This is a genomic window from Marinobacter fonticola, from assembly GCF_008122265.1.
In the GTDB taxonomy this organism is placed as follows: Bacteria; Pseudomonadota; Gammaproteobacteria; order Pseudomonadales; family Oleiphilaceae; genus Marinobacter_A; species Marinobacter_A fonticola.
Genome location: NZ_CP043042.1, coordinates 1,045,617 through 1,069,791, shown reverse-complemented (window position 1 = coordinate 1,069,791; position 24,175 = coordinate 1,045,617). Strand labels below are relative to the sequence as shown.

Below are 24,175 nucleotides of genomic sequence, written 5' to 3'. Positions count from 1 at the left end.
GTCATTTACTATCGGTTTCTGATGATCGGTTTTTTTGACTATCGGTTTTTGAGTACTGGTTATTGACTATCGAGTGTTGACTACCAGTAACCTGTGCTTGTTCGAGAATTTCCGCCTCTTCCGGCCTTCGCTCGCACGTCTTGAAATGCCCTCTGTACCGGGTAAAAACGCTCTAGAGAGTAGGCGGTTCCGGTGCGCAGTGGAAAATGTCGTCATGGAGACAACGAATGCCAAGTGTGGCGGAGACTTTCCTGTTTAGCCGCTTTGCCCGGATCGCAGCCCTCGGACTACTGATCATCGCCGCCTTCAGTGCCTGGCGCGGCGCTTTTACTACGGGTGTTACAGCGGTCGTTTGCGCCGCCATGATCTGGACACGCTACCGGGCCGAAATCGCCGACGCCGGTAAGCGCCTGATCATCGCGGCCCGTTTGCTGAATATCCTGTTTTTGGTGGCGCTGACGCCCGCCATTCTCGCCAATACGCCCGGGCTGGCGCAGTGGAGCTATATTTTCCCACTCAGCGCCTTCGCTCTTTGGCCCCTGGCCTGGGCCAGCCTACTCATCGCGCCTTACCTGTTGCTGGTCATTTTTGCAGGATTGGACACCAGCCTCGGCCCCGACCGCCATCAGTTTGTCGCCTGTGCGCTGCTGGCGGTCTTGCTCTCTGCCCTCTTCGTGTTCCTGCGCGAGTACAAAACCCGGCAACTGGCTCCGTTGCGTCGCACGGACGAACTGACCCAGGCCGCCAGCCGCGACTACCTTTCCGCCGATCTCCACAAGGAAATACAGCGTAGCGAACGGGAAGGTATCGAAATGGCGGTACTGCTCATCGGCCTGGACATCCATCGCGGGATCGCCCTCCCCGATGACGACATTCGCGCTATCCTGCCGCGCATCGGGCGCTATCTACACTCCCAACTGCGGGATTTCGACAGCTATTATCGAGTGGCGGATCTTCAGTTCCTGGCAATATTACCGGGCACCAATACCGAGGACGCCACTCACAAGGCTGAAGTGCTCCGCAAAGGGCTACGCAGCTTGCTGGAGTCCCATGAGCTGGACATGACCGTCAGCGCCGGGGTCGCCGGCCTCAACATCGGCGACGACGCCGAAAGCCTTCAGCAGGGGGCGGCGCGAGCCCTACAGCGTGCCCAGCAGCAAGGCGGAAATCGAACACAATCCTTCAGCGCCTGGTCGGGTGCCGAAGCCACGAACCCACGCGCAGAGGCGGATCCCGATGACTGAGACCCGACTGCGAACCCTGACCCACAGCGTCGCCTATAGCCTTACCCTGCTGTTTATGGCTGCACTGGCAACGCAAAACCTGCGTTACGGTTTCTATACCCTATTCTACCTGGCCGTCACGCTCGGCGTGGGCGCCCTGGCCGGCGTGGTCTACACGGTGTTGATGCGCCGCCAGCAGCTACGCGCACCCGGCCATGCGCTGCTGTTGACGGGCATGAACCTGATCGCCCTACTGGCAGTTTTCGCCAGCCCCCAGGCCGATGTCTCGCATTGGACGCTGGCACTGGTTCTGCTCAACTTCCTCATTTTGCCACTACGGGTTGCCGCGGGCCTGTCGCTGGCACTGATCCTGACGGTTGCACTATGGCAGCTTGTGACCCTGCCCATCGCCGAAGCGGTCACATCGATTGCCGGCATGCTGCTGCTATTCGGTGCCGCAGCTTTTTATAGCTGGCGCTACTCGCATATGGCTCAGTCTGCCGAAGACCTGGCCATCACCGACGCCGTGACCGGTGCCCATAATGCCCGCTTCCTGGACGAGACCCTGCAGAAGGAAATCAGCCGGGCCCAGGCGACAGGCAATCCACTGTCGGTCGTGCAACTGCACATCGATCATATAGACGACGCCATAGAACTCCACGGCAAGGATCGCGTGGCCACGCTGATGCATGAGGTAACCCAAACGCTGTTCGGTGTGATCCGCGCCGGCGACACCTTGTATGCCCTGGACGACGGCGACTTCTTCCTGATCCTGCCCTTTACCCCGGAAGAGGGCGTGCGCGTGATTGCCGAAAGGGTCAGACGCACCCTGGGCGAGTCTCATTGGCAAGTGGTCGGACGTTTGACGACAACGTTGGGCTGCACCACCTGGCAGACCGGAGATACCACCAGCCATCACTTGCGGGATAGGGCCGTTGCCGCCGTCGCCGAGGCCAAACGACGCGGCTCGGATCGCGCCTGGTTTCTCGACGGAACATCCCGCGCTGCATGATGGAGTGGATACAGGCGGCGATTCAGTGGCTGGGGCAGCATCCCGGCTGGCTATCAGCCGCCTTGTTCGGCATTGCGCTGGTAGAATCCCTCGCCATCGCCGGCGTTATCGTGCCTGGGGTCGCCATGATGTTTGCGGCCGCCACTCTGGCCGGGCAAATCGATATGCCGCTACTCGAAGCATTGCTCTGGGCTGGCCTCGGCGCCATCGCCGGCGACGGTTTGAGTTTCTGGATGGGACGTTTGTTCCAGGGCCGGCTCGACGTACTCTGGCCCTTCACCCGCTATCCTCGCCTGATTGCCAGCGGCGAGCGTTTTTTTCACCGACATGGCGGTAAAAGCGTAGTCATCGGCCGCTTCGTAGGTCCGATCCGTCCCGTCCTACCGCTGATCGCCGGCGCCTTTCAGATGCCGGCGCGACGCTTCTTCACCTTCAACATCCTGTCCGCCGTTGGCTGGGCGCCGGTGTACGTACTGCCCGGCTACCTGGTCGGCAGCGCTATGGCCCTGGATATCCAGTTGCCGTCACATTTCTATCCGGCGATGGGTCTAAGCCTGGCCCTGCTGGCGCTGATTTATCTGGTATTTTTCCGTCTGCACTGGGGGCTGGGTGAAGACAGCGCCTTCTACCGTCACCTTCAGGCCACCGTGATGCGCAGTGAGCGCGGCCGAAAATTATGGCAAACGTTATCCAGCGAACGTCCGCAAGGTTCAGAGTTTCCCCTGCCGTCGATTACGCTGATGGTGGCTTGCACCGCCCTGTTTGCCCTTTGGGCTTTGCTATCCATGGAAACTCATCTACTAGACGCCCTGGATCAAAACACCTCGGCCTTTTTTGCCACCCTGCGCTCGCCCTTGCTCGATCCGGTCGCTGTCGGTATTACGCTGCTAGGCGACCCGGCCTTGCTGACACTGGTCAGCCTGAGCGGCATTCTGTTTTTTTGGGCCAGAGGCATGGGGGCCGCAGCCTTTCACATCCTGGCAGCAGGCGTTACGGTGACCGTCGTGACGACGTTAATGAAGGCGGGATTTGCCGTTCCTCGACCGGAAGCGGTGAGCATACCGCCATCTTCGTACGCTTTCCCCAGTGGCCACACCAGCGGCATCACCGTTGTGATTGGTCTGACGGCCAGCTTCGTCGCCCAGGAATGGCCGCCGTACCGGCGCTGGACGATCTACGCCATGGCGGGAGTGCCTATCCTGCTCATCGCGCTGAGCCGGCTTTATCTAGGTGTGCACTGGTTCAGCGACGTGATTGGCGGCCTGTTGCTGGGTCTAGCCGTTTGCGGGTTGACCCGCGTCAGCTATAGCCGCTATGACCGCCACCGGCTGGTTGGCAATGCGCTTTCGAACGGCACGATGCTGTCGGTCGCAGTCACCGCAGCAGGCTACGTCCTACTTGCCTACCCCTACGGCATGGCGCGCTACGCCATAGCCGGATAACGCTAAAACCCAGCCCGCTACTCCAGTTCCTCTAGCAGCACATGCAGACGATCGAGCCGCTCCAGGGGATCCTGCAGTTCCATCAGCCTCTGCTTTTCCTGCTTGTCCAGCGGGAGCAGCTCCGTCAGGCGCCACCCCACGTCACGGGCGTTATCGAAATCCACCGCCATGTTCAGGTCGCTGACCACCGGATGCCTGAGTAACGCCTTAAGCACGACGGACAGCTCCGTGAGGCGGTTCGGTACCGGCAAGTCCTCTTCCATAAGCAGGGCTTCGACATCGCCCATATTCAGTCCATCCGGCGCCTGCCAAGTCTTGACCACGGTGACCTTATAGTCGCCTTCGACCGTGATTCCCAACAGGCCGCTCTCCAGTTGTTGGAAGTCCACAATGCGCACATAGGTGCCGATGTCGTAGAACGCAGCCATGCTGTTGGTTTCCAGGCCCTCGCGCAAAAGCACGATGACGAACCCCCGGTCCTCTTTGAGGCAACGGGTGAGCATGTCGATATAACGGGGTTCAAAAAGCTGCAGAGGAATCCGTCCCTTCGGCAGCACGATCGAGTTCAACGGAAAAAGGGGTACGTGCATGAATCGTCTATTGTCTAATGAATGGAGAGCAGTTTCTGAACCTCATCGATGCGCTCCTGCGCCTGATTGAGGATTTCCAGACTGCGTGACGCGCTCAGCTCCAGCTCGCCTAGCCGCCTATAGGCGGGCACAGTCTCGAACCGAGGCAGCTCGCTGCCCTGCCGATCGCGAATCATCGCATGCAACTGGGCCAGGATGACAACATCCACTAACTGGAGCTCCTCCTGGGGCGGCTGGTACATCCAGTCTTCGGCGTGTCGGGCGGCGGTGACGAAACTCGCGGGGAATTCCCACCGTTCCAGCAGAGCCGCACCGATATCCGGCTTTAGTTCATCGATCACGCGATCAAGCAGCTGGCGATCGGCAAAGATCTCAACATGGTGTTCAGCATGGACGATAACAGGTATCGCCCCCAAATCATGGAGCAGGCCAGCCAACAACGCTTCTTCTGGATCGAGGTTGGTTGCCGCATCGGCCAACACCCAGCACAATGCGGCTACCTCCCGGGACTGGCGCCAAAGCCGGTCCATGGCACCTTGAAGTTCCGGCCGCTGGGACTTGAACACCTCGCGCATGGAAAATACTGTCACCAGTTGGCGCGTGGTGCGCGTCCCGAGCCGAACAACCGACTCCCGCACGGTACGAACGTCACTGAATCCCCGATATAGCGGGCTATTACAGGCACGGACCAATTTCGCCGAAATCGACGGATCCGCTGCGATCACCTGCGCTATTTGCTCCGCTGTGGAATCGTCCCGGTCCGTCGCCCGACGCACTTTCCAGGCCACATCCGAAACGCTCGGCAGCGCCAGTTTATTGGAGCGAAGGTCAGCATAAAATTCCATCAGCAAATCATGCGCTTCACTGCCGTCATCGCCGCCGCCCACAGCGGTTTCCTCCACATCGTTTTCGGTCACCGGCGCCGAGCGAAGAAGCTGATTCAGTACGTCTTGCGCAACGATCAGGAACTCACCTGACGTCGCAGCGGTCACCGTGTACATGCGCGGCTGCAAGCGGGCTACCGGATGACGGGCCTTGTCGCTACCGGCCAGAATGGTTGTCGTCCGGCCATCGACCGCCTCCAACTTAATCTCGCCATCGAGCAGAAAATACTCCAACCCATCCTTGACGCCACGTTCGATGACACGCTGCCCAGGGCCAAATTTACGCTTTTCGGCCCGGGACGATAGAAGAATCAATTGTTCGTCGGTTAGTCGACCAAGGGGCTGAAACTCTCGCAAACGGCGAATCGGCTGTTGCTCCCGAGCGGACATCTTATAACTCCCTGATCAGGCAGACCGGGCGCGTCGTCGAAGCGGTTACACACCCGTTCCCCGCAATTAATGAGCATTGTGAACAATTGCAACCGGATCGGCCAGTGATAGTTCAGGCCTCCCACCTTGGCGAGTGGTATCTGTGTCACGTCCTGGACAATCGTCCGGGACAAACAGTCCGATAACCGCCGCACGCAGAGTTCTGGTATTCTCTGCGATCCCCGAATAACAGCAACGAGAGATCAGCATGCCCCAGTACCGTTCCAAGACGTCGACCGCAGGTCGTAACATGGCCGGCGCCCGCGCACTTTGGCGCGCCACCGGGATGAAAAATGACGACTTCAACAAGCCCATCATAGCGGTCGCCAACTCTTTTACCCAGTTCGTGCCGGGCCACGTCCACCTGAAAGATCTGGGCCAACTGGTATGCCGCGAAATCGAAGCCGCCGGCGGTGTCGCCAAGGAATTCAATACGATCGCAGTCGACGATGGCATCGCCATGGGGCATGACGGCATGCTCTATTCCTTGCCCTCGAGGGAGATCATTGCCGATTCGGTGGAATACATGGTGAACGCCCACTGCGCCGACGCGCTGGTGTGCATCTCCAATTGCGACAAGATTACCCCAGGCATGTTGATGGCCGCCATGCGCCTGAACATCCCCACCATTTTCGTCTCCGGCGGCCCGATGGAAGCCGGTAAGACCAAGCTATCCGAGCACAAGCTCGATCTGGTGGATGCGATGGTGATCGCCGCCGACCCCAACGCCACCGACGAGCAGGTGGAAGAATACGAGCGTAGCGCCTGCCCGACCTGCGGTTCCTGTTCGGGCATGTTCACCGCCAACTCCATGAACTGCCTTACCGAAGCCATCGGCTTGTCGCTGCCAGGCAACGGCTCCATGCTTGCAACTCATGCCGCCCGAGAACAACTGTTTCTTAAAGCCGGCCGCCAGATTGTCGAAAACACACGTCGTTACTACGAGCAGGACGACGCCAGCGTACTACCGCTGAGCATCGCCTCCATGGCCGCTTTCGAGAACGCCATGATTCTTGATGTCGCCATGGGTGGGTCCACAAATACGATTCTGCACCTGCTAGCTGCGGCGCAGGAAGGCCAGGTGCCCTTTACCTTGAATGAGATCGATCAGCTCTCGCGCAAGGTACCCCAACTCTGCAAAGTGGCCCCTAACTCCCCCAAGTACCACATGGAAGACGTTCATCGCGCCGGTGGCGTCATGGGCATCCTGGGTGAGCTGGAACGCGCTGGCCTGATCAACACCAACGTTCCTACCGTTCACAGCAAAACCCTGGCGGACGCGCTGAACGAATGGGACATCATGCGCCAGCCGACACCGGAAGTGGTGGAATTCTTCAAAGCCGGGCCAGCGGGCATACCCACCCAACAGGCCTTCAGTCAGAACACGCACTGGCCGTCACTGGATGGCGATCGCGAGAACGGCTGTATTCGCACCCTCGAACATGCCTATTCCCAGGAAGGCGGCCTGGCCGTGCTTTTCGGTAATATCGCACTGGACGGCTGCGTGGTGAAAACCGCCGGCGTCGACGAGAGCATCTACGTATTTGAAGGCACCGCCCGCGTATTCGAGAGTCAGGACTCTGCCGTAGCTGGCATTCTGAACGACGAGGTCAAATCCGGCGATGTTGTCGTCATCCGCTATGAAGGCCCGAAGGGCGGTCCCGGCATGCAGGAAATGCTCTATCCTACCAGCTACCTCAAATCCAAAGGGCTGGGCAAGAGCTGCGCACTGATGACCGACGGCCGCTTCTCCGGCGGCACCTCCGGCCTGTCCATTGGCCACGTGTCACCTGAAGCCGCCGCCGGTGGCGCCATTGGGCTCATTGAGAACGGTGACCGTATCCTGATCAATATTCCCGAGCGCAGCATCGATGTGCTGGTGGACGCCGATGAGCTCGACGCCCGCCGCAAAACCCGTGACGAATCCGGCTGGAAGCCTGCCGAGACTCGTCCGCGCAAAGTGTCTGCAGCGTTGAAGGCCTATGCTTTACTCGCCACCAGTGCAGACAAAGGCGGCGTCCGCGATCTGGAGAAGCTGACTTAAGAGACTGAGCGTCAAACGACTTTTCGGACCGGGCCTGTTTTCCCACACTGTTTTCGGATTCAAGGGAATGCAGGTACGGTCCGCGGCTTCCAGCTCGTACGGGTTACCCGGGGCCAGTGTCCCTTAGAAGAAAAGCCAGGAACCGTCGTCCTCTTCTTCAACCCCGTCTTCCGATTCGGCTTCTGCCGGCTGGGGGTCCGCTTTTGCCTGCTCGCTGACCGCCGGTTTGGACGAGGCCGCCTTGCGGCTAGAAGCCGGCGCCGCAGCGACCTTGACCGAAACCATACCCAGCGCTTCCTTGGTGGCCTCATCGAGTTGGCCCGTTGACTTCAGATCCGAATGGTCCTTCTGAAAGGCCTCCAGAGCGGACCGTGTGGACGGCCCCATCTGTCCATCGGCCCTATCGATGCTGTAACCGGCGCCATAGAGCGCATTCTGCAAAGCCAGGGTGTCGTTTGCCGCAAACACGGTACTTCCTCCCGCCATGAGCAGTGTCGTTAACGTCCCGGAAATCACCCACTTCTTGCTCGGGATTATTTTATTCATGTTGTGCTCCTGAGGAATCATGTTCGGGCCTAGTCGGTACCAAAACATATCGGTACCCAAACAACCGGTACACCGGTCGAATACATTCGATTATGACCAAAACTTAATACTACCGCATAACACACCAGGGTTCATCCGGAGCGCCGGTCGTCGTGATCAGCCGTTTCCTCGTTGCGGGCGATGCGCGCTGGTTCGTTGAATTCCCTGATAAAAATACCCCAGAAGGCCACAAAAAGAGCGGCAACCAACGGGCCCATCACAAACCCATTGATACCAAACATTACAATTCCGCCGAGTGTGGACAGTAAAACCATGTAGTCGGGCAACTTAGTGTCGCGTCCCACCAGGATTGGCCGCAGCAGATTGTCCGCCAGGCCAATCACCAGCACGCCGAAAGCCGTCAGCACAGTGGCAGAAACGTACTCGCCCACCGCCGCCAGATAGATGGCTGCCGGCACCCACACCAGCGCAGCCCCCACCGCGGGGATCAACGACGCAATAGCCATGACAACGCCCCAAAGTAAGGCGCCGGTGATTCCCAGCATCCAGAAGATCAGCCCCCCCAGAGCCCCCTGAACCGCCGCCACGAACAGGTTACCCTTCACGGTTGCGCGGGTAACCTCGGCGAACTTGGCAAACAGCAGGCGCTCGCGCTCGTCCCCCAGTGGCAATGCCCGTATCAGCAGATCCACCAGCTTGGTGCCGTCACGCAGTAAAAAGAAAGCCAGGTAGATCATCAGCGAAAAGGCGAGGAAAAACTGAAAGGTATTCTGGCCGATGCCCAGGGCCTGCCTCGCCAGCAGCTTGCTACCGCCCACAAAGGTCGCCACAACGCCCTCTCTGATACGCTCGAAATCGATGTTGAAGCGCTCGAGGAACGTTTGCAGCGCGGGAAAGGAACGGGTGACCTGATCGATATATTGGCCCGGACTGATCTCGCCCGACTGCACCTGCTGATAAAGGTTTACGCCCTCGGCAATCAATGACGAAATCAGCAGCAGCACCGGAATGATGACAATCACCAGGCACAGTACCAGCGTAAGCAGCGCTGCCGAGTTATAGCGCCCCGGCATGCGACGCAGCAGCCAATTCTGCACCGGGTTAAAAATCAGTGCGATAGCCACCGCCCAGAAAATAGGCCCCGTGAACGGCTTGATCAAAAACAGGAAAGCCAGTGAAACCACCAGCAACATGGCGAGAAAGGAGCGCCGTTCTAAAGCATCGTACATAGTTGAACATCCTGATCGACCGACAAGGCCCGTGCCGGACCATGGCAAGCACATACGGGGTAAGGCTATAGTAGATTGTGAGCTGTTGCAGCTTGATTCAACGAAATCAATCCTTGCGTACCCGGCCACATCCGTGACGGCCGACAGTACACGAACCCGGATTTCTGGAACCGAACGTTGGATAGTATCGAATTTTCCGTAGAAACCGCTATTGAGGCCGCTGAAGCCCTGCAAAAGACGCTGGCACAGCGCACCCATCGCAAGAAAATCATGGGCCAGGACGTGATTCGCCCCGGCCAGCTCGGCGAAGCGTTACGTCTGCCGGCAATTATTGCCAAGCTGCGCAGCAAGCAAGCACGCCGGCGTGAAGAGGGCTTGGACGACTTCCAGAGCCTGTGGCCGACCCTCTCGCCTGCCACTCACGAGAAGGTCCTGGAACAAATGGAGTGGTACGACCCGCGAGCGTTGGACTGGGAGGACAAACGCTCCAACCGACGTTCTGCGCCCCCAAACCCGGAGTAACCGCCGACTGGAGGCCCATGAGCGACTTGAGCAACCTGCGCCGTATCCGGCAGGACCTACATCGTTATCCCGAACTCTCCGGCCATGAGCATGAGACCGCCGACTGGGTGCGTCGATTACTGGAGCCGCTCAATCCCGACGCCATTGTCTCTGGCGTTGGCGGAGCCGGTTTGCTGGCGGTATTCAATGGCCGGCAAACCGGCCCGACTACCCTGATTCGCTGTGAGCTGGATGCGCTTCCCATAACAGAAACCGGCGAGCGTCGTTATCGTTCCACCCGGGAGGGTTGCGCACACGCGTGCGGGCACGACGGCCACATGACGATCGTGATCGGCGTCGCCGAGATACTCCAGGCCCAGCGCCCGCATACGGGACGGGTTATCCTGCTGTTCCAGCCCGCCGAGGAGGACGGCCACGGGGCCCGACGCGTCTTCAACGACGACGCCTTTGCGCCCTTCAAGCCGGACTATGCGTTCGCGCTGCACAATGTCCCCGGCCTACCGCTGGGCGAAGTCTTTACGCGGCCGGGACCGTTCAATTGCGCCTCACGCGGACTCATCATTCGGCTAACCGGCAAGACATCGCACGCAGCGCATCCGGAAGACGGCGTCAGCCCCGCTCCGGCGCTAGCCCAACTCATGGCCGCACTGCCAGGGTTGCCGGCAACGTTCGACGCCACGGTATGGGTCACGCTAGTCCACGCACGCATGGGAGAAAAGGCGTTCGGCACCGCGCCGGGAGAGGCCGTTTTAATGGCGACGCTGCGCAGCGAAACCAACGAAGCGATGACCGCGCTATCGGATAAGGCTTGCGCACTTGCCCGCGAAGCCGCAGACAATGCCGGCTTGGCGGTTGCCTTTGAATGGGAGGATGACTTTCTAGCCAGCGTTAACAGCGAATCCGGCTTCGAGGCGGTGGCCAACGCTTGTCGCGAAATCGGTCTACCCTGCCACCGCATGCCCGACGCTTTTCGCTGGTCCGAGGATTTTGGCGTCTTCACACTGCATGCCGAGGGCGCCATGTTGGGCCTGGGCGCCGGCAATATTCATCCCCAGTTGCACAACCCGGATTACGATTTTCCAGATGAACTTATTCCCGCGGGACGTGAAATTTTTGTCACGATTATTCGCCAGATCAACGGTCTGCCGCTTGCCAACTGACTCCAAGCCCCACTCCCAGTAATGTATCTGTCGTCATGACTTGGAAATGAAACAGAATGGCCTTAGGTTAAGCAGATGGGCGTTAAGAAGCCGCAAGGTCCGGTTATGTTTCAGCGGCCAGAATTTATATAGAGGCTTTCAGGGAAATGCGCCCTTTCAAACCAATGAGGAGTCATTATGAGTATTCAGGAACGCTACGACGCTCAGTTGTCCGAGAATGGCGTCATCCCCACATTCCTGTGTGGACATTGCAGGTCGACCATACCCAAGGCCAGGATTTTCCGGAACGACGGCGAAAACCGCCAAGACATGGCCTGCCACTCGATAGGCTTGTGCTCAGCCGACGATTGCGGTGCGGTTAACTGCCTCGACGAGGCCATGAGAAAACTTGAGCAGCTCGAAAAACAACAGCAGGCCGCCGGTTAACCCCGGCCTGCACGGCACTGTGAATCCCCTCCCCGATTCTGAGCTATTCTTCGACTACTTCCTGAAAAATTTGCTGAAACCTCAGTGACTTTTTAAAGTTGCTTTTTATAGGTACCGCTTACAAACACTTCTCACAAATACTTTTCCCTAGGTACTTCCCTTAGGCACTTTTCATAGATACTTTCATAGGTACTTTTCTAAATACCTTCCCAATTTAAGGACGTTGGACAGAATGCGTATTCTTCGTACCGAGGAACAGCGCTTCGCGCAGTTGCCCGATTTTCCCTTTGAGCCCCATTACCTCGACGTCGCCCCCAACCTTCGTATGCACTATGTAGACGAGCGGCCGGAGGGCGAAGGGGTTGTGGAAAAAGCACCGCACGATGCCGGCCCCGTACTCATGCTTCACGGCGAGCCGTCTTGGAGCTACCTCTATCGCCACATGATTCGACCGGTGGTTAATGCCGGCTATCGCGTTTTGGCGCCGGATCTGATCGGTTTTGGCAAGTCCGACAAACCCGCCGATCTCGAGGACTACAGTTACCAGTCGCACATGGACTGGCTGAAAACCTGGCTCGATGCCCTGGAACTGAACAACATCACCTTGGTCTGCCAGGACTGGGGCTCGCTGCTGGGACTACGGATGGCGGCAGAGCACCCTGATCGGTTCAGCCGAATCATCGTCGGCAACGGCATGCTGCCCACCGGTGACGAGAAAGTGCCGACTATTTTTCATCTCTGGCGGGGATTTGCCGTTTACAGCCCCTGGTTCCCGATCAGCCGTATTGTGCAAATCGGCACGGCCCGAGCGCTAACGGATGCAGAGTGCGCCGGCTACGACGCGCCCTTTCCATCCAGCGACTACAAGGCCGGTGCCCGCGCGCTCCCCAGGCTGGTGCCGACCCGGCCGGATGATCCCGCCAGCGAGGCCAACCGAGCGGCGTGGAGCTCGCTTAGAAACTGGAAGAAACCGTTCATCACGTGTTTTAGCAATGGCGATCCAATCACCCGGGGTGGGGACCGGTTCATGCAACGTCAGATTCCAGGCGCACAGGGCCAGCCCCATACCACACTGCGGGGTGGCCATTTTCTGCAAGAAGATGCGCCCCAGGATTTCGCCCGGGTCATTATTGAAGCTTGCCGCCTGTAGCATTCATTAACGCAACTGGCTAATTCAGCCGAAGACCGTCACGGTCTGACGGCTCAGGGCAAGCAACTCACCCTGCCGGTTCCAGATCGTGGCATGTGTGTGACCATAACCGGAGCCGGCCTGATCGATCTCCGCCCGGTAGAGAAGCGGCTCGTCCGCCGCCATCTGCGGGCGCGGGTGAACGATTTCCAGCGACCAGCTCATGGAGCTTGCCGGTACCGGCCGCTTGACGTGTTGCAGCACGGCCGGCGGCCAAGCATCCACCAGAGCGATAACATGAGCATCGGTCATCTCGCTACCGGGCTCGCGAAAACGCATCCAGCCGCCCATTTCACGGTCTGGCTTACCGGCAAATGGCAAATTGCCAAAAGCCCAGCGCATCTCGATATGCTGGGTAAATTCCGGCGTCACGCCCTGAATGTAATCCAGGGGGCGACATTCCTCCGGTGGCGGCACGGCCGGAGCGGCGTAAGGTGTCACTTGCACCTGAGATTCGCGATCGCCACCGAAACTGCCGAGCGCCACCAGCCGGGTCTCGCCACCCTGCTTGATACGCGCCTCCACCTGGCTCGCCGCACGACCTTCCCGCAACAACTCCACCTCGAACGACATCGGCTCCCCTACTGTCACCGGCCCAACGAACGCCACTTGCAATGCACGCAGCGGACGATCGGCCTGAACTGCGTCCTGCATTTTTGCATAAGCCAAGGCGGCGACAAGTCCACCGAATGTCGCCCGCCCCTGGCCCCAACTTCCGGGGATAACCAGGCTGGATTCCTTAGCTCCTGCCAATAGTTCGTCAAAGTGCATCGCTCTCATCCATTCAAGAAATAAACGCCTGCCTCCCATCGAAGCAAGCTCCAAAAACCTTCCCAGGCCATGATTAAGACTGGGCGTCCTATGATCCGAGTATATTTACCTATGATCGTAACAATATACTGCGTATCCTAACGGTTGCTAAACATCTATAATGCACGTTCGTACGCTCCCCCTCGCTGGCATCAGAAGAGGCATCATTCCGGGAGCGCTACTTACTTCTCCCCGAATTCCGAGTTTCTTCATGCAGACACAAACCTTTGCCGAGTTAGGCCTCCATCCGGTGGTTCTCGAGGCCGTTTCAGCCGTGGGTTATGAAACCCCGTCACCCATTCAGGCCCAGGCCATCCCCATTCTGTTGGCTGGTCGCAACCTTCTGGGTATGGCGCAGACCGGTACCGGTAAGACCGCCGCGTTCGCCTTGCCGTTGCTGAGCAATATCGATCCAGATCTACTCGCTCCGCAGATCCTGGTACTGGCGCCCACACGGGAACTGGCTATCCAAGTCGCGGAAGCTTTCACGACCTATGCCAACCGTTTCCGCAACTTCCAGGTCCTGCCAATATACGGCGGCCAGGATTTCCGGCCTCAGCTCAAGTCACTGCAGCGCGGCGCACAGGTCATCGTGGGCACACCCGGGCGCATGCTCGACCACTTGCGTCGCGGCACCCTGAAGCTGGATCAGCTCAAGGCCGTCGTGCTTGATGAGGCGGACGAAATGCTGCGCATGGGCTTTATCGATGACATTGAAGCCATCCTCAGCAAGACGCCTGAAAACTGCCAACGCGCCCTTTTTTCCGCCACCATGCCGGCTCAGATCCGCAAAGTGGCCCAGACTTACCTCGCCAACGCCGAGGAAGTAAAGATTGAAAGCCAAACCCGGACGGTGTCCCGCATCGCCCAGTTCGTGCTGCCGGTCTTTGCCGAACGCAAACTCGATGCCCTGACCCGCATACTGGAAGTGGAACCCGTCGACGCAGCTATCGTCTTCGTACGGACCAAGGCAGAAACCACCGTTTTGGCCGAGAAGCTCATGGCGCGCGGCCACGCGGTTGCCGCACTGAATGGTGATATCAACCAGAAGCAGCGCGAGCAGGCCGTTGAAGATCTGCGCCGTGGCCGCCTGGATATTCTGGTAGCCACCGACGTAGCTGCCCGCGGCCTCGACGTGCCTCGCATTACTCACGTCATCAACTACGACGTGCCGTACGACAGCGAAGCCTATATCCATCGGGTGGGTCGTACAGGACGCGCCGGGCGAGAGGGCAAAGCCATCCTCCTGGTCACCCCGCGCGAGCGCAGTTGGCTGCGAACGCTGGAACGGGCCACGAACTCGCCGATGTCGGACTATCAGCTGCCGCCGCCAGCAGACCTGCAGAAAATGCGGGAGAAACAGGTGGAGGCCCAATTGCTTGGGTTCACCGACGACGGACGGCTTGGCAAGGCCATGGCCCTGCTCGATACCATTGCCGAACGCAACGACATGGATATGGCCATGGTCGCCGGTGCACTGGCTTGCTGGCTGGAAACGGCCCAGCCGGGCTCGATCCCGCTGGAAATGCCATCTGAACTGCCCGTTCCCTCACCCGCGAGCAGGAATAAGCGCCCACCGCATAAAGGTGATCGCCGTGGCCCCAAACCGGCCTTCAAGAAAGGTGGTGGCGGTAGCGGGGGTCGCGGCCGCCCCGGTCCGGGCGCCAAACCCCGCTCCAAACCGCCGCGTCGTCAGTCTTCCGATCGCTGATAGACGATGAAGCTGTAGTCGTAAGGATTGTTCTCGGACGCGGAGAAATTTTCCCGTCCGAGTTCTTGCCATTGCCCCCAGTCCACGTCGGGGAACCAGGCATCGCCCTCAACGTCGGCATGCACCTGGGTGACGTACATGCGGTCGATATCCGGCAGGGCATCCGCATAGATCTGCCCGCCACCAATAATCATAATCTCGTCACCGCCTTCCAGCTCCGCCTGCGCCTCGGCTCGCCGATAGGCCGCCGCCAGCGTATGCTCTGCAACCACGCCAGCCGGCGCCTCCCAGCTTTGATCCCGCGTAATCACGACATTCAGGCGTCCCGGCAGCGGACGGCCGATAGATTCGAAGGTTTTGCGCCCCATCAAGATGGGCTTGCCCATAGTCGCCTGCTTGAAGTAGCGCAAATCCCCCGGCAAGTACCATGGAAGCGCGTTGTTGCGACCGATCACGCGGTTTTGGGCCATAGCTACGATCAGCGCTTTCCGCATCGATATTCTCCTTAGACCGCGATGGGCGCCTTGATGCCCGGCAGCGGGTCGTAACCCTCGAACTCGAAGTCTTCCAGCTCATACTCGAACAGGCTGGCGAGCTTGCGGCGAATGTGCAGTTTCGGTAACGGGCGAGGCTCGCGACCCAGCTGCTCGTAGACGATCTCGTCGGTCAGATGATTTTGGTACAGGTGACAATCACCAAAGGTATGGATGAATTCACCGACGTCCAAATCACACTGCTGGGCAATCATGTGCGTTAGCAGACTGTAGGAAGCGATATTGAACGGCACCCCGAGAAAAAGGTCGGCACTGCGCTGGTAAAGCTGACAAGAGAGTTTGCCGTCGACCACATAGAACTGGAACAGGCAGTGGCAAGGTGCCAGCGCCATGCGTCCCTGCTCGACGTTTTCCTGCGGACCGATTGTTTCATCCGGCAGCTCCGCGGGATTCCAGGCGGACACGATCAAACGACGGGAGTTTGGCTTGGTACGAATCTGGCGCACCACCTCGGTGATCTGGTCCACCACATCGCCGTTGGGACACTGCCAGCTACGCCACTGCTTGCCATAGATCGGGCCCAGATCGCCGTTCTCCAGCGCCCACTCGTTCCAGATGCTGACTTTGCGCTCACGCAGCCAGTTATTGTCGGTCGAACCTTCGAGGAACCACAGCAATTCGTAGATAATGCTGCGTAAGTGCACCTTCTTGGTCGTCACCAGAGGAAAGCCTTCACCCAGATCGAAGCGAATCTGACGGCCGAAAACGGAGCGCGTTCCCACCCCGGTGCGGTCGCCCTTATCTGTACCGTTGTCCACGACATCGCGCATCAAGTCCAGATAGGCTTTCATGACGCCTTACTCCTGTATGCAAATACCATCATAATGAGTCCCGCAAGGACCATCGGCAACGATAGCAGCTGGCCCATGGTCAACCAGTTCCAGGCCAGATAGCCAAGCTGGGCATCGGGCTGCCGGTAGAGCTCCGCGACAATGCGGAAGCAACCATACAACACCAGAAAAAGTCCGGAAACAGCCATTCTTGGGCGGGGCTTAGAGGAAAACCACCACAGGGCAACAAACAGTAAGACCCCTTCCATCGCGAACTGGTAGAGCTGCGACGGGTGGCGTGGTAACAGGTCCGGCGCCTGGGGGAAAACCATTCCCCAGGGCACATCCGTGGTCCGCCCCCAAAGCTCGCCGTTGATAAAGTTGCCAATGCGGCCTGCGCCCAGCCCCACTGGCACCAGAGGCGCCACGAAGTCGGCGATCTGGAAGAAGTGCCGGTTCACCTTGCGGCCAAACCACCACATGGCGAGCAATACGCCGAGCAGCCCGCCGTGGAATGACATTCCTCCTTCCCATACGCGGAACAGCCATAGCGGATCGCCGAGGAAAGTCTCGAAGTTGTAGAAGATAACGTAACCGAAGCGGCCCCCAAGCACCACGCCCAGGGCAATGTAGAACAGCAGGTCGCCCATTTGCTCCTCATTGATAGGCGACCACGGCTTGCGCGCCCTAATACGGCCGAGCCACCAGCCAACGACAAAGCCAACCAAATAAGTCAGGCCATACCAGTGGACCTTGAGAGGGCCCAGGGAAATCGCAACCGGATCGAACTGTGGGTGCCGCAGCATGAGTCCCCGCTATCTTCAAGACGTTAGTGAGTGTTTCGTCCAAACCCGTGAAGTCAGGAGGAACACCGTGGTGGCAAAGGATGTATCGCCAAAATCCAGGGCGCAAGCCTTTGATTTTTCGAACCATGCTTTTACCAGGCAGTACTGTGAAACGCCAGCAAGGACATTTCAGGATCGAAACCTGCTATCAGATCAAAAACCGGATACCCATCAGCAACAAAAACAGCGCGAAAATACGTTTGAGTAAGGCGGCATCCAGCCGGTGGGCCAACGCGGCCCCCACCCGGGCAAAAAGTACGCTGGTCAAGACAATACCGGCAAAGGCAGGCAGATAGATAAACCCAAGGCTGTACGGCGGCAATGCCGGCGCGTCCCAACCGGTACCAATATTCGCTACAGCCCCGGCGACGGCGATCGGCAAGCCACAGGCCGCAGACGTGCCCACCGCCTGCTGCATACGCACGTTGCACCAACTCAGGAAAGGCACCGTAAGCGTCCCGCCGCCAATACCAAAAATGGCTGACGCCCAGCCTACCCCTCCGCCGGCCGCCATGAGCCCAGCCCTGCCCGGCACCCCACGCCCCGGCGACGGCTTAATATTGAAAAGCATGATGCAGGCCACGGCGATAACGAAGATACCGATAAACAGTTGCAGCATTTCTCCTGACAATAGCGCCGCGGTGCACGCGCCCAAAACAGCACCCGCAACGATACCCGGCATCATGGGGCGAAAAACCGGCCAGAGCACACCGCCGCGCTGGTGATGGGAACGAATGGAACTGATGGACGTGAAAACAATGGTGGCCAGAGAGGTGCCCACCGCTAGATGAGCGGCAACATCGGCGCTAATGCCTTGAAAACCGAAACTGAAGATCAGCACAGGCACGATAATCAGCCCACCACCGATGCCAAACAGGCCGGCAAGTACGCCGGCAAAAGCTCCTAGAGCCATATACAGACCGAATAACCACATCAGGCCCATGCCGGGTCTTTCCTTAATAGCCAGAATCCAGGCCCGTATGATACACAGGGGACAGGTCGGGATCACACTTCGCGCCGGCGCAAATACAGCAAACCAGGAAGCCCGAACTCTATGTGCCTGATTCTGTTCGCCATCAACCAGCATCCGGAGCTGCCGCTGGTCGTTGCGGCTAACCGCGACGAGTTCTACGCCCGGCCCACGCGGACGATGGACTGGTGGGCCTCGCCGCACATTTTGGCGGGCCAGGATGCCCAGTCGGGCGGTACCTGGCTGGCCATCACCCGGGCCGGCGAGGTGGCCGCAGTGACCAACTTTCGCGATGGCCACCCAGGGAAAGGCGCATGGTCCCGAGGACAACTACCGGTGTGGGCCCTGACCGAACCCCATGAAAAGCTGTCGGAAAAGCTGAATCAATCTCAGCACCAATTTTTGGGGTACAATCTATTACGACTGTCGGAACGGAGCGGCTGGTACTACAGTAACCGGGACTACAGTAGTAATCCGAACTACGGCAGTAATCCGAACTACGGCAGTAATCCGGACGACAGCAGTGATCCGGACGACAGCAGTGATCAGGACTATGGTAATCGGGAGACCCACCCAGGACGCCAGTTGCATCGAGGCACTTACGGACTCAGCAACCATTTATTGCAGAGCCCGTGGCCCAAGCTGGTCCGTTTACGCAAGACACTGAATCAGCTGATGCACGACACGCCTACTGCAAAACTGCACGACGCGCTGATAGCGGCTCTGATGGATTCCACGCCAGCCCCGGATAGCTTTCTGCCCGATACGGGCGTGGGACTGGAAACCGAGCGTTTCCTATCCTCGCCTTTCATTCGAAGCGATACCTACGGCACGCGAGCAAGCACGGTCGTATCGCTTCACCGCGACGGCCGCGTTGACGTCACCGAGCAGACCTGGCTGCGCGAAGGCGTCGCAGGCGAGAGGGCTAGCTTTAGCTGGAACCGTTATCAAGACTGATCGCGGGCAGCGCCGTCGCGCTCGCGTAATTTCGAACTCTGCAAGCGCATGATATGGCTCATGAGCAGCTCGCGATCGGTATCGGTGATCCGTTCGAAGTCGAGGTGAACGCGAAACTCGCCATCCTCAGGCACCATACCAACCACTCTCGCCAGTATCCGGACTGTCCTGCGCTCCGGATAGAACAAGAGGTCCACCAGTAGGGATTCTTCATCGGCTATCGCCTCTTGGGTACGAAATGACAGGCCGCCTGCACTCAGGTTAATGTCGCGGGCCACCAGGCTGCCAGCTTCCAACCCGTCCACTTCATCGCCCAACGCCTCCAGTACCAAATCCAGTTTGCGGTTGAGCAGATCGATAACTTCCCGAGTTTCCGGCGCTGTCTCCGCCAATTTGGCCAGCGCTTGATCCAACGCCAAGTCGATATCCACCTGCCGCGTACGCAGCGACAGATCAACCAGCTCGGCCGAAAGCGATGCCTTGTCCGACAGCCTTACGTAGCGCAAAGCCACCCGATCATCGACCCGGTAGAAACGTCTGCGTTCTTCTCCCTGCCACATCTCGATACCCGCCTGTTTAGTCTGGTGCGTTCGGTTACTCGCCAATGCCATGCCAAATAACCTCATAAGGTCATTATGCCGTTAAGGATAGACGGCGACTGCGCCAGAGGAAACGCAAACCTGACCAGCTCTGGTATACTCCGCCCGAAACAGACCTTCCCGGAGAATGCCCGTCATGACCGGCGTCACTATTGCCGACTTCGAAAAATCGCTGAATGAACTCGAGGCCCTGGTTCGCGATCTGGAGCAGGGTGACCTGCCGCTGGAAAAATCCCTAGCCGCCTTTGAGCGCGGTGTGCGCCTGACCCGAGAGTGTCAGCAAGCCCTGCGTCAGGCGGAGCAACGCGTCGAGCAGCTCGTCAAGGTCGAGGGCGACACGCTGGAAACCCGTCCGTTCAACGTGGACGACGAGGGGCAATGAGCACCCATCCGACAAAACCGGATATGTCGTTTGCTCCGTGGCGAGAAGCGATCGAAAGCACCCTGGACGACTGGCTCAATGAAGGCGCCCATACCCCCGTTCGCCTGCAGGAGGCCATGCGTTACGCGGTACTCGGCGGCGGCAAGCGCATTCGTCCGGTTCTGACGCTAGCGGCGGCGGCAGCAACCGGATGCGCGCCGGAAAGGGCGCTGGTGCCGGGCTGTGCAGTGGAGCTGATCCACGCCTATTCCCTGATTCATGACGATCTGCCGGCCATGGACGACGATGCGCTGCGCCGGGGCAAACCCACCGTGCATATCGCCTTCGATGAAGCCACAGCCATTCTTGCCGGCGATGCGTTACAGACGCTGGCCTTTGAAGTGCTGGGTGACAAGGGGGCGTTCAGCGCCGAAACCCGAGTGGACATGCTGCGGACCCTGGGCCGGGCCAGCGGCCGTTCGGGCATGGTCGGCGGCCAGGCCATCGACCTCAACTCGGTGGGCCGTAAACTCGCGCTGGAAGACCTGCAGCATATGCATCGCTGCAAGACCGGTGCGTTGATCGAAGCCAGCGTCAAGCTCGGCGCTCTCGCATCGGAACACGCGAGCGCGCATACACTGGATGCGCTTGGGGCCTACAGTCGTGCGCTAGGCCTTGCTTTCCAGGTTCAGGACGACCTGCTTGATGTCGAAGGTGCTACAGACACCATCGGCAAGCCCCAAGGCTCGGACGCTGCACGCAATAAACCGACCTATCCGGCGTGCCTGGGTATTGACGGGGCCCGCACCCATCTTCGATCCTTGCAGAAAGAAGCCATTGCGGCGCTGGCGATATTTGGAAGCGACGCCGATCCGCTGCGTCAGATCGCCGAATTTGTGGTGACCCGCACACATTGAGCGCACCCCTGGGCATTCCCGCCATCTCACAGGACGGAAATGTGAAACCGGGGTCTATCACCCGTATAATTACCAGACATTGAGTCAGAAGATCAGAGCGGATGCACGATACGACGATTTTTAAGGAGATTCCGTCACGCCAGCCCAACACCCCGTTGCTGGATCGGATAGAGACACCCGATCAGCTGCGCGAGTTGGCGGAGGAACAGTTATCACAACTGACCGGAGAGCTCCGCGCGTTCCTGCTCTGGAGCGTCGGCCAGTCTGGCGGGCATTTCGGCGCTGGCCTGGGCGTCCTGGAACTGACAGTTGCGCTGCACTATGTCTTCAACACGCCAGATGATCGCCTGGTGTGGGATGTGGGTCATCAGGCTTATCCTCACAAGATCCTGACCGGTCGCCGGACCCGTATGGGCACTATCCGTAAAAAGGATGGGTTGGCCGGCTTTCCCAAGCGCGGCGAAAGCGAGTACGACACCTTTGGTGTCGGGCACTCCAGCACCTCGATCAGCGCCGCACTGGGCATGGCGATTGCCGCCCGAATGCAAAACTCACCGCGCAAGACCATCGCGGTTATGGGCGACGGCGCCATGACGGCCGGCATGGCCTTCGAGGCCCTCAACCATGCGGGCCACCTACGTGCCAACATGCTCGTTGTCCTGAACGACAACGACATGTCGATCTCCCAAAACGTGGGCGGTCTGTCAAACTATTTCGCCAAGCTGCTGGCCAGCCGCACTTATAACCAAGTGCGCGACGGGAGCAAAAAGGTTCTCCAGGGCGCGCCTCATTTAATGGCTATCGCGCGCAAGACCGAAGAGCATTTCAAGGGCCTGATTTCCGGTGGCACACTGTTCGAGGAACTGGGCTTCAACTACATCGGCCCCATCGACGGCCACGACCTTCCCTTACTGGTCGAAACGCTGGAGAACCTGCGCGAACTCGATGGCCCGCAGTTCCTGCACATCGTCACCAAAAAAGGTAAGGGCTTCGCACCGGCGGAAGCCGATCCAATCGGCTATCACGCCATCAATAAGATCGAGCCTAAACCGCCGGTCATTCCAGCCGACGTCAAACCCACGCTAAAAAAACCCAAGTACGCCAACGTGTTTGGCGAATGGCTTTGCGATGTCGCTGAACAGGATGAGCGTGTTGTCGGTATTACCCCGGCCATGTGCGAGGGTTCGGATCTGGTTCAGTTCAGCCAGCGCTTTCCCGATCGCTATTACGATGTAGCCATCGCCGAACAGCATTCGGTCACCCTGGCTGCCGGTCTGGCCTGCGACGGCGCCAAACCGGTGGTAGCGATTTACTCGACCTTTCTGCAGCGTGCCTACGACCAGTTAATTCATGACGTTGCGATCCAGAACCTGGATGTACTCTTTGCGATCGACCGAGCCGGTCTGGTGGGCGAAGACGGTCCAACCCACGCCGGCTCGTTCGATCTTACCTACCTGCGCTGCATTCCCAACATGCTGGTCATGGCGCCGTCCGACGAGAACGAAACTCGCCTGCTGCTGCAGACCGGCCTAAGCCATGACGGTCCGGCCGCGGTACGCTATCCGCGCGGCACAGGCCCGGGCGCTGCCATGGAAAAAGAACTGAACACACTGCCCATCGGCAAGGGCCGCATCGTTCGCAAAGGCCAGCGTGTTGCCATTCTCAACTTTGGTGCGCGGCTAACCTCCGCGCTGCCCGCAGCGGAAGCGCTGGATGCCACCGTCGCTGACATGCGTTTCGTGAAACCGCTGGATACCGATTTGATCGAAACGCTGGTGGAACAACACGATCTGGTAGTGACGCTGGAGGAGAATGCGGTCGCCGGAGGTGCTGGCAGTGCGGTTTCCGAGTTCTTGAACGCCGAAGGGATTGCCGCCGCCCTGCTCCACATTGGCCTGCCCGACCGGTTTGTCGACCATGGCAAGCACACTGAGCTGCTGGCTGAGTGCGGACTGGATACAGCGGGCATTCAGGCCACCATCGAAACCCGCCTCACGCAAATCAGCGACCTTCAGGCACTACGGGCCGTTAAATAAGGTTCACCGCACTTTAGTGGGAAGAGCCCTTCCAAGGACTTGACCGGGACACAGGGCAAGGGCAGCCTTGCAGCTGCTCAGAAGCTAAAGCATCGGCTACATTTTCCAGTTAACTCGGTAATGTAGCAGATGCTTTAGCTTCTGAGGCGACGAAGGCGCCCATGGCCTATGCTACTTGAGCCTCGCCTTTCGCAATGCCTTCTCATTCACGCTAATCCGCGATGAACCTTAAATAATCTCAGCCACACAAATGGCTATAGCCAATGATTCAGCTTTGGCGCCCAGCAGAAGCTGAAGGCTTCCGCTACATGAGACGAGCCTTGAGGCGCCCTACATTTCAGGCTTCATCATCTTGGTGGGTATCCAGCCAATGGCCGAGCTTGCTCTGCTTGGTGGCGAGGTAGTTCTCGTTATGGGGATTGCGGCCAACATGGAGCGGAACACGCTCGACGACATCGATGCCCAGTCCGCGCAGCGCGTTCACTTTGCGCGGATTGTTGGTCATCAGCTTTAGACGACCGATGCCAAGATGCGCGAGCATGTCCTTACACATCGTGTAGTCGCGTAGATCGGCCGCAAAACCGAGCTGCTCGTTAGCCTCGACGGTATCGGCCCCCTGATCCTGCAGACGATAGGCACGAATCTTGTTCAAAAGACCAATACCGCGTCCTTCCTGGCGCAGATACATCAGCACGCCACGACCTTCCCGAGCAATACTGCGCAACGCTTCCTCGAGCTGGTAACCGCAGTCACAGCGCATGCTGTAGAGCGCATCTCCGGTAAGGCATTCCGAGTGGGTTCGGGCAAGCATGGGTGCGTCGCCCTCGAGAGATCCCAGGGTCAGGGCAATATGCTCCTTGCCGGTGTCCGGTTCTTCGAATCCGTGCATGTCGAAGACACCGAAGGGCGTTGGGAGCCGGCAGCTCTGGACATAGCGAACAGCCACGGC

24 protein-coding genes are annotated in these 24,175 nt (G+C 59.0%); 13 read left to right on the top strand and 11 right to left on the bottom strand.

Annotation, left to right across the window (positions count from 1 at the left end):
* The first annotated feature begins 227 nt into the window (after positions 1-227).
* From FXO11_RS04750 to FXO11_RS04740, 3 genes are read left to right on the top strand one after another with little or no spacing between them, the layout of a single operon-like run.
* Complete coding sequence (locus FXO11_RS04750) at positions 228-1,244, top strand: GGDEF domain-containing protein (RefSeq protein WP_148861821.1); 1,017 nt, start codon at positions 228-230, stop codon at positions 1,242-1,244.
* Positions 1,237-2,235, top strand: coding sequence for a GGDEF domain-containing protein (locus tag FXO11_RS04745; RefSeq protein ID WP_148861820.1), 999 nt, complete (start codon positions 1,237-1,239; stop codon positions 2,233-2,235). Before FXO11_RS04750 ends, FXO11_RS04745 begins: the two co-directional genes overlap by 8 nt.
* Positions 2,232-3,677 (top strand): bifunctional DedA family/phosphatase PAP2 family protein, encoded by a 1,446-nt coding sequence (locus tag FXO11_RS04740; RefSeq protein WP_148861819.1) that lies wholly within the window; start codon positions 2,232-2,234, stop codon positions 3,675-3,677. The genes FXO11_RS04745 and FXO11_RS04740 overlap by 4 nt, the downstream gene beginning before the upstream one ends.
* 17 nt (positions 3,678-3,694) lie before the next feature.
* On the opposite strand, the gene FXO11_RS04735 is transcribed toward FXO11_RS04740, so the two are convergent.
* Together FXO11_RS04735 and FXO11_RS04730 are read right to left on the bottom strand one after the other, a co-directional pair.
* Complete coding sequence (locus FXO11_RS04735; protein WP_148861818.1) at positions 3,695-4,267, bottom strand: LON peptidase substrate-binding domain-containing protein; 573 nt, start codon at positions 4,265-4,267, stop codon at positions 3,695-3,697.
* A 14-nt stretch (positions 4,268-4,281) separates the two neighbouring features.
* The gene (locus FXO11_RS04730) at positions 4,282-5,541 is read right to left on the bottom strand and encodes an HDOD domain-containing protein (RefSeq protein ID WP_148861817.1); all 1,260 of its coding nucleotides are present in this window, start codon (positions 5,539-5,541) and stop codon (positions 4,282-4,284) included.
* A gap of 247 nt (positions 5,542-5,788) precedes the next feature.
* Between FXO11_RS04730 and ilvD the strand changes: the two genes are divergently transcribed.
* Entirely contained in the window at positions 5,789-7,624 is a 1,836-nt protein-coding gene (gene ilvD, locus FXO11_RS04725) for a dihydroxy-acid dehydratase (RefSeq protein ID WP_148861816.1), read from the top strand.
* 123 nt (positions 7,625-7,747) lie between these two features.
* Here ilvD and FXO11_RS04720 read toward each other — a convergent pair whose 3' ends face one another.
* On the bottom strand, positions 7,748-8,170 hold the full coding sequence (locus FXO11_RS04720) for a peptidoglycan-binding domain-containing protein (RefSeq protein WP_148861815.1): 423 nt from the start codon (positions 8,168-8,170) through the stop codon (positions 7,748-7,750).
* Between the two features lie 131 nt (positions 8,171-8,301).
* On the bottom strand, positions 8,302-9,399 hold the full coding sequence (locus FXO11_RS04715; protein ID WP_148861814.1) for an AI-2E family transporter: 1,098 nt from the start codon (positions 9,397-9,399) through the stop codon (positions 8,302-8,304).
* A gap of 177 nt (positions 9,400-9,576) precedes the next feature.
* On the opposite strand from FXO11_RS04715, the gene FXO11_RS04710 reads away from it, so the two are divergent.
* The 4 genes from FXO11_RS04710 to FXO11_RS04695 all read left to right on the top strand — a co-directional run bounded on the left by FXO11_RS04710 (position 9,577) and on the right by FXO11_RS04695 (position 12,657).
* A complete protein-coding gene (locus tag FXO11_RS04710) occupies positions 9,577-9,921 on the top strand; it encodes a hypothetical protein (protein ID WP_148861813.1) in 345 nt (114 codons plus the stop codon).
* Between the two features lie 17 nt (positions 9,922-9,938).
* Positions 9,939-11,081: an amidohydrolase gene (locus FXO11_RS04705; RefSeq protein WP_148861812.1), complete on the top strand. Its 1,143-nt coding sequence runs from the start codon at positions 9,939-9,941 to the stop codon at positions 11,079-11,081.
* A 177-nt stretch (positions 11,082-11,258) separates the two neighbouring features.
* Positions 11,259-11,507, top strand: a complete 249-nt coding sequence (locus FXO11_RS04700) for a hypothetical protein (RefSeq protein ID WP_148861811.1) — start codon at positions 11,259-11,261, stop codon at positions 11,505-11,507.
* Between the two features lie 232 nt (positions 11,508-11,739).
* Entirely contained in the window at positions 11,740-12,657 is a 918-nt protein-coding gene (locus tag FXO11_RS04695; protein ID WP_148861810.1) for a haloalkane dehalogenase, read from the top strand.
* Positions 12,658-12,681: 24 nt separating this feature from the next.
* Here the strand turns inward: FXO11_RS04695 and FXO11_RS04690 are convergent, their stop codons facing one another.
* On the bottom strand, positions 12,682-13,467 hold the full coding sequence (locus tag FXO11_RS04690) for an acyl-CoA thioesterase (RefSeq protein ID WP_148861809.1): 786 nt from the start codon (positions 13,465-13,467) through the stop codon (positions 12,682-12,684).
* Between the two features lie 250 nt (positions 13,468-13,717).
* On the opposite strand from FXO11_RS04690, the gene FXO11_RS04685 reads away from it, so the two are divergent.
* A complete protein-coding gene (locus tag FXO11_RS04685; protein ID WP_148861808.1) occupies positions 13,718-15,217 on the top strand; it encodes a DEAD/DEAH box helicase in 1,500 nt (499 codons plus the stop codon).
* On the opposite strand, the gene FXO11_RS04680 is transcribed toward FXO11_RS04685, so the two are convergent.
* From FXO11_RS04680 to FXO11_RS04665, 4 genes are all read right to left on the bottom strand, one after another.
* Positions 15,199-15,711: a dihydrofolate reductase gene (locus FXO11_RS04680; protein WP_148861807.1), complete on the bottom strand. Its 513-nt coding sequence runs from the start codon at positions 15,709-15,711 to the stop codon at positions 15,199-15,201. The genes FXO11_RS04685 and FXO11_RS04680 overlap by 19 nt on opposite strands.
* An 11-nt stretch (positions 15,712-15,722) precedes the next feature.
* Positions 15,723-16,562 carry a thymidylate synthase gene (locus tag FXO11_RS04675; protein ID WP_148861806.1) on the bottom strand — a complete coding sequence of 280 codons (840 nt, stop codon included), beginning with the start codon at positions 16,560-16,562 and terminating at the stop codon, positions 15,723-15,725.
* Complete coding sequence (gene lgt, locus FXO11_RS04670; protein ID WP_148861805.1) at positions 16,559-17,347, bottom strand: prolipoprotein diacylglyceryl transferase; 789 nt, start codon at positions 17,345-17,347, stop codon at positions 16,559-16,561. The genes FXO11_RS04675 and lgt overlap by 4 nt, the downstream gene beginning before the upstream one ends.
* A 187-nt stretch (positions 17,348-17,534) precedes the next feature.
* A complete protein-coding gene (locus FXO11_RS04665; RefSeq protein ID WP_148861804.1) occupies positions 17,535-18,329 on the bottom strand; it encodes a sulfite exporter TauE/SafE family protein in 795 nt (264 codons plus the stop codon).
* 111 nt (positions 18,330-18,440) lie between these two features.
* Between FXO11_RS04665 and FXO11_RS04660 the strand changes: the two genes are divergently transcribed.
* Positions 18,441-19,313 carry an NRDE family protein gene (locus FXO11_RS04660; RefSeq protein WP_148861803.1) on the top strand — a complete coding sequence of 291 codons (873 nt, stop codon included), beginning with the start codon at positions 18,441-18,443 and terminating at the stop codon, positions 19,311-19,313.
* Here the strand turns inward: FXO11_RS04660 and FXO11_RS04655 are convergent.
* Positions 19,304-19,924, bottom strand: a complete 621-nt coding sequence (locus FXO11_RS04655; protein ID WP_168203125.1) for a PilZ domain-containing protein — start codon at positions 19,922-19,924, stop codon at positions 19,304-19,306. The two genes, FXO11_RS04660 and FXO11_RS04655, sit on opposite strands and share 10 nt — an antisense overlap.
* A gap of 124 nt (positions 19,925-20,048) precedes the next feature.
* On the opposite strand from FXO11_RS04655, the gene FXO11_RS04650 reads away from it, so the two are divergent.
* From FXO11_RS04650 to dxs, 3 genes are all read left to right on the top strand, one after another.
* Entirely contained in the window at positions 20,049-20,294 is a 246-nt protein-coding gene (locus tag FXO11_RS04650) for an exodeoxyribonuclease VII small subunit (RefSeq protein ID WP_202980288.1), read from the top strand.
* Positions 20,291-21,190, top strand: coding sequence for a polyprenyl synthetase family protein (locus tag FXO11_RS04645; RefSeq protein ID WP_202980287.1), 900 nt, complete (start codon positions 20,291-20,293; stop codon positions 21,188-21,190). The genes FXO11_RS04650 and FXO11_RS04645 overlap by 4 nt, the downstream gene beginning before the upstream one ends.
* 101 nt (positions 21,191-21,291) lie before the next feature.
* Entirely contained in the window at positions 21,292-23,226 is a 1,935-nt protein-coding gene (gene dxs / locus FXO11_RS04640) for a 1-deoxy-D-xylulose-5-phosphate synthase (protein WP_148861800.1), read from the top strand.
* Positions 23,227-23,563: 337 nt separating this feature from the next.
* Here dxs and ribA read toward each other — a convergent pair whose 3' ends face one another.
* On the bottom strand, positions 23,564-24,115 hold the full coding sequence (ribA, locus tag FXO11_RS04635; protein WP_406565641.1) for a GTP cyclohydrolase II: 552 nt from the start codon (positions 24,113-24,115) through the stop codon (positions 23,564-23,566).
* Between the last annotated feature and the right edge of the window lie 60 nt (positions 24,116-24,175).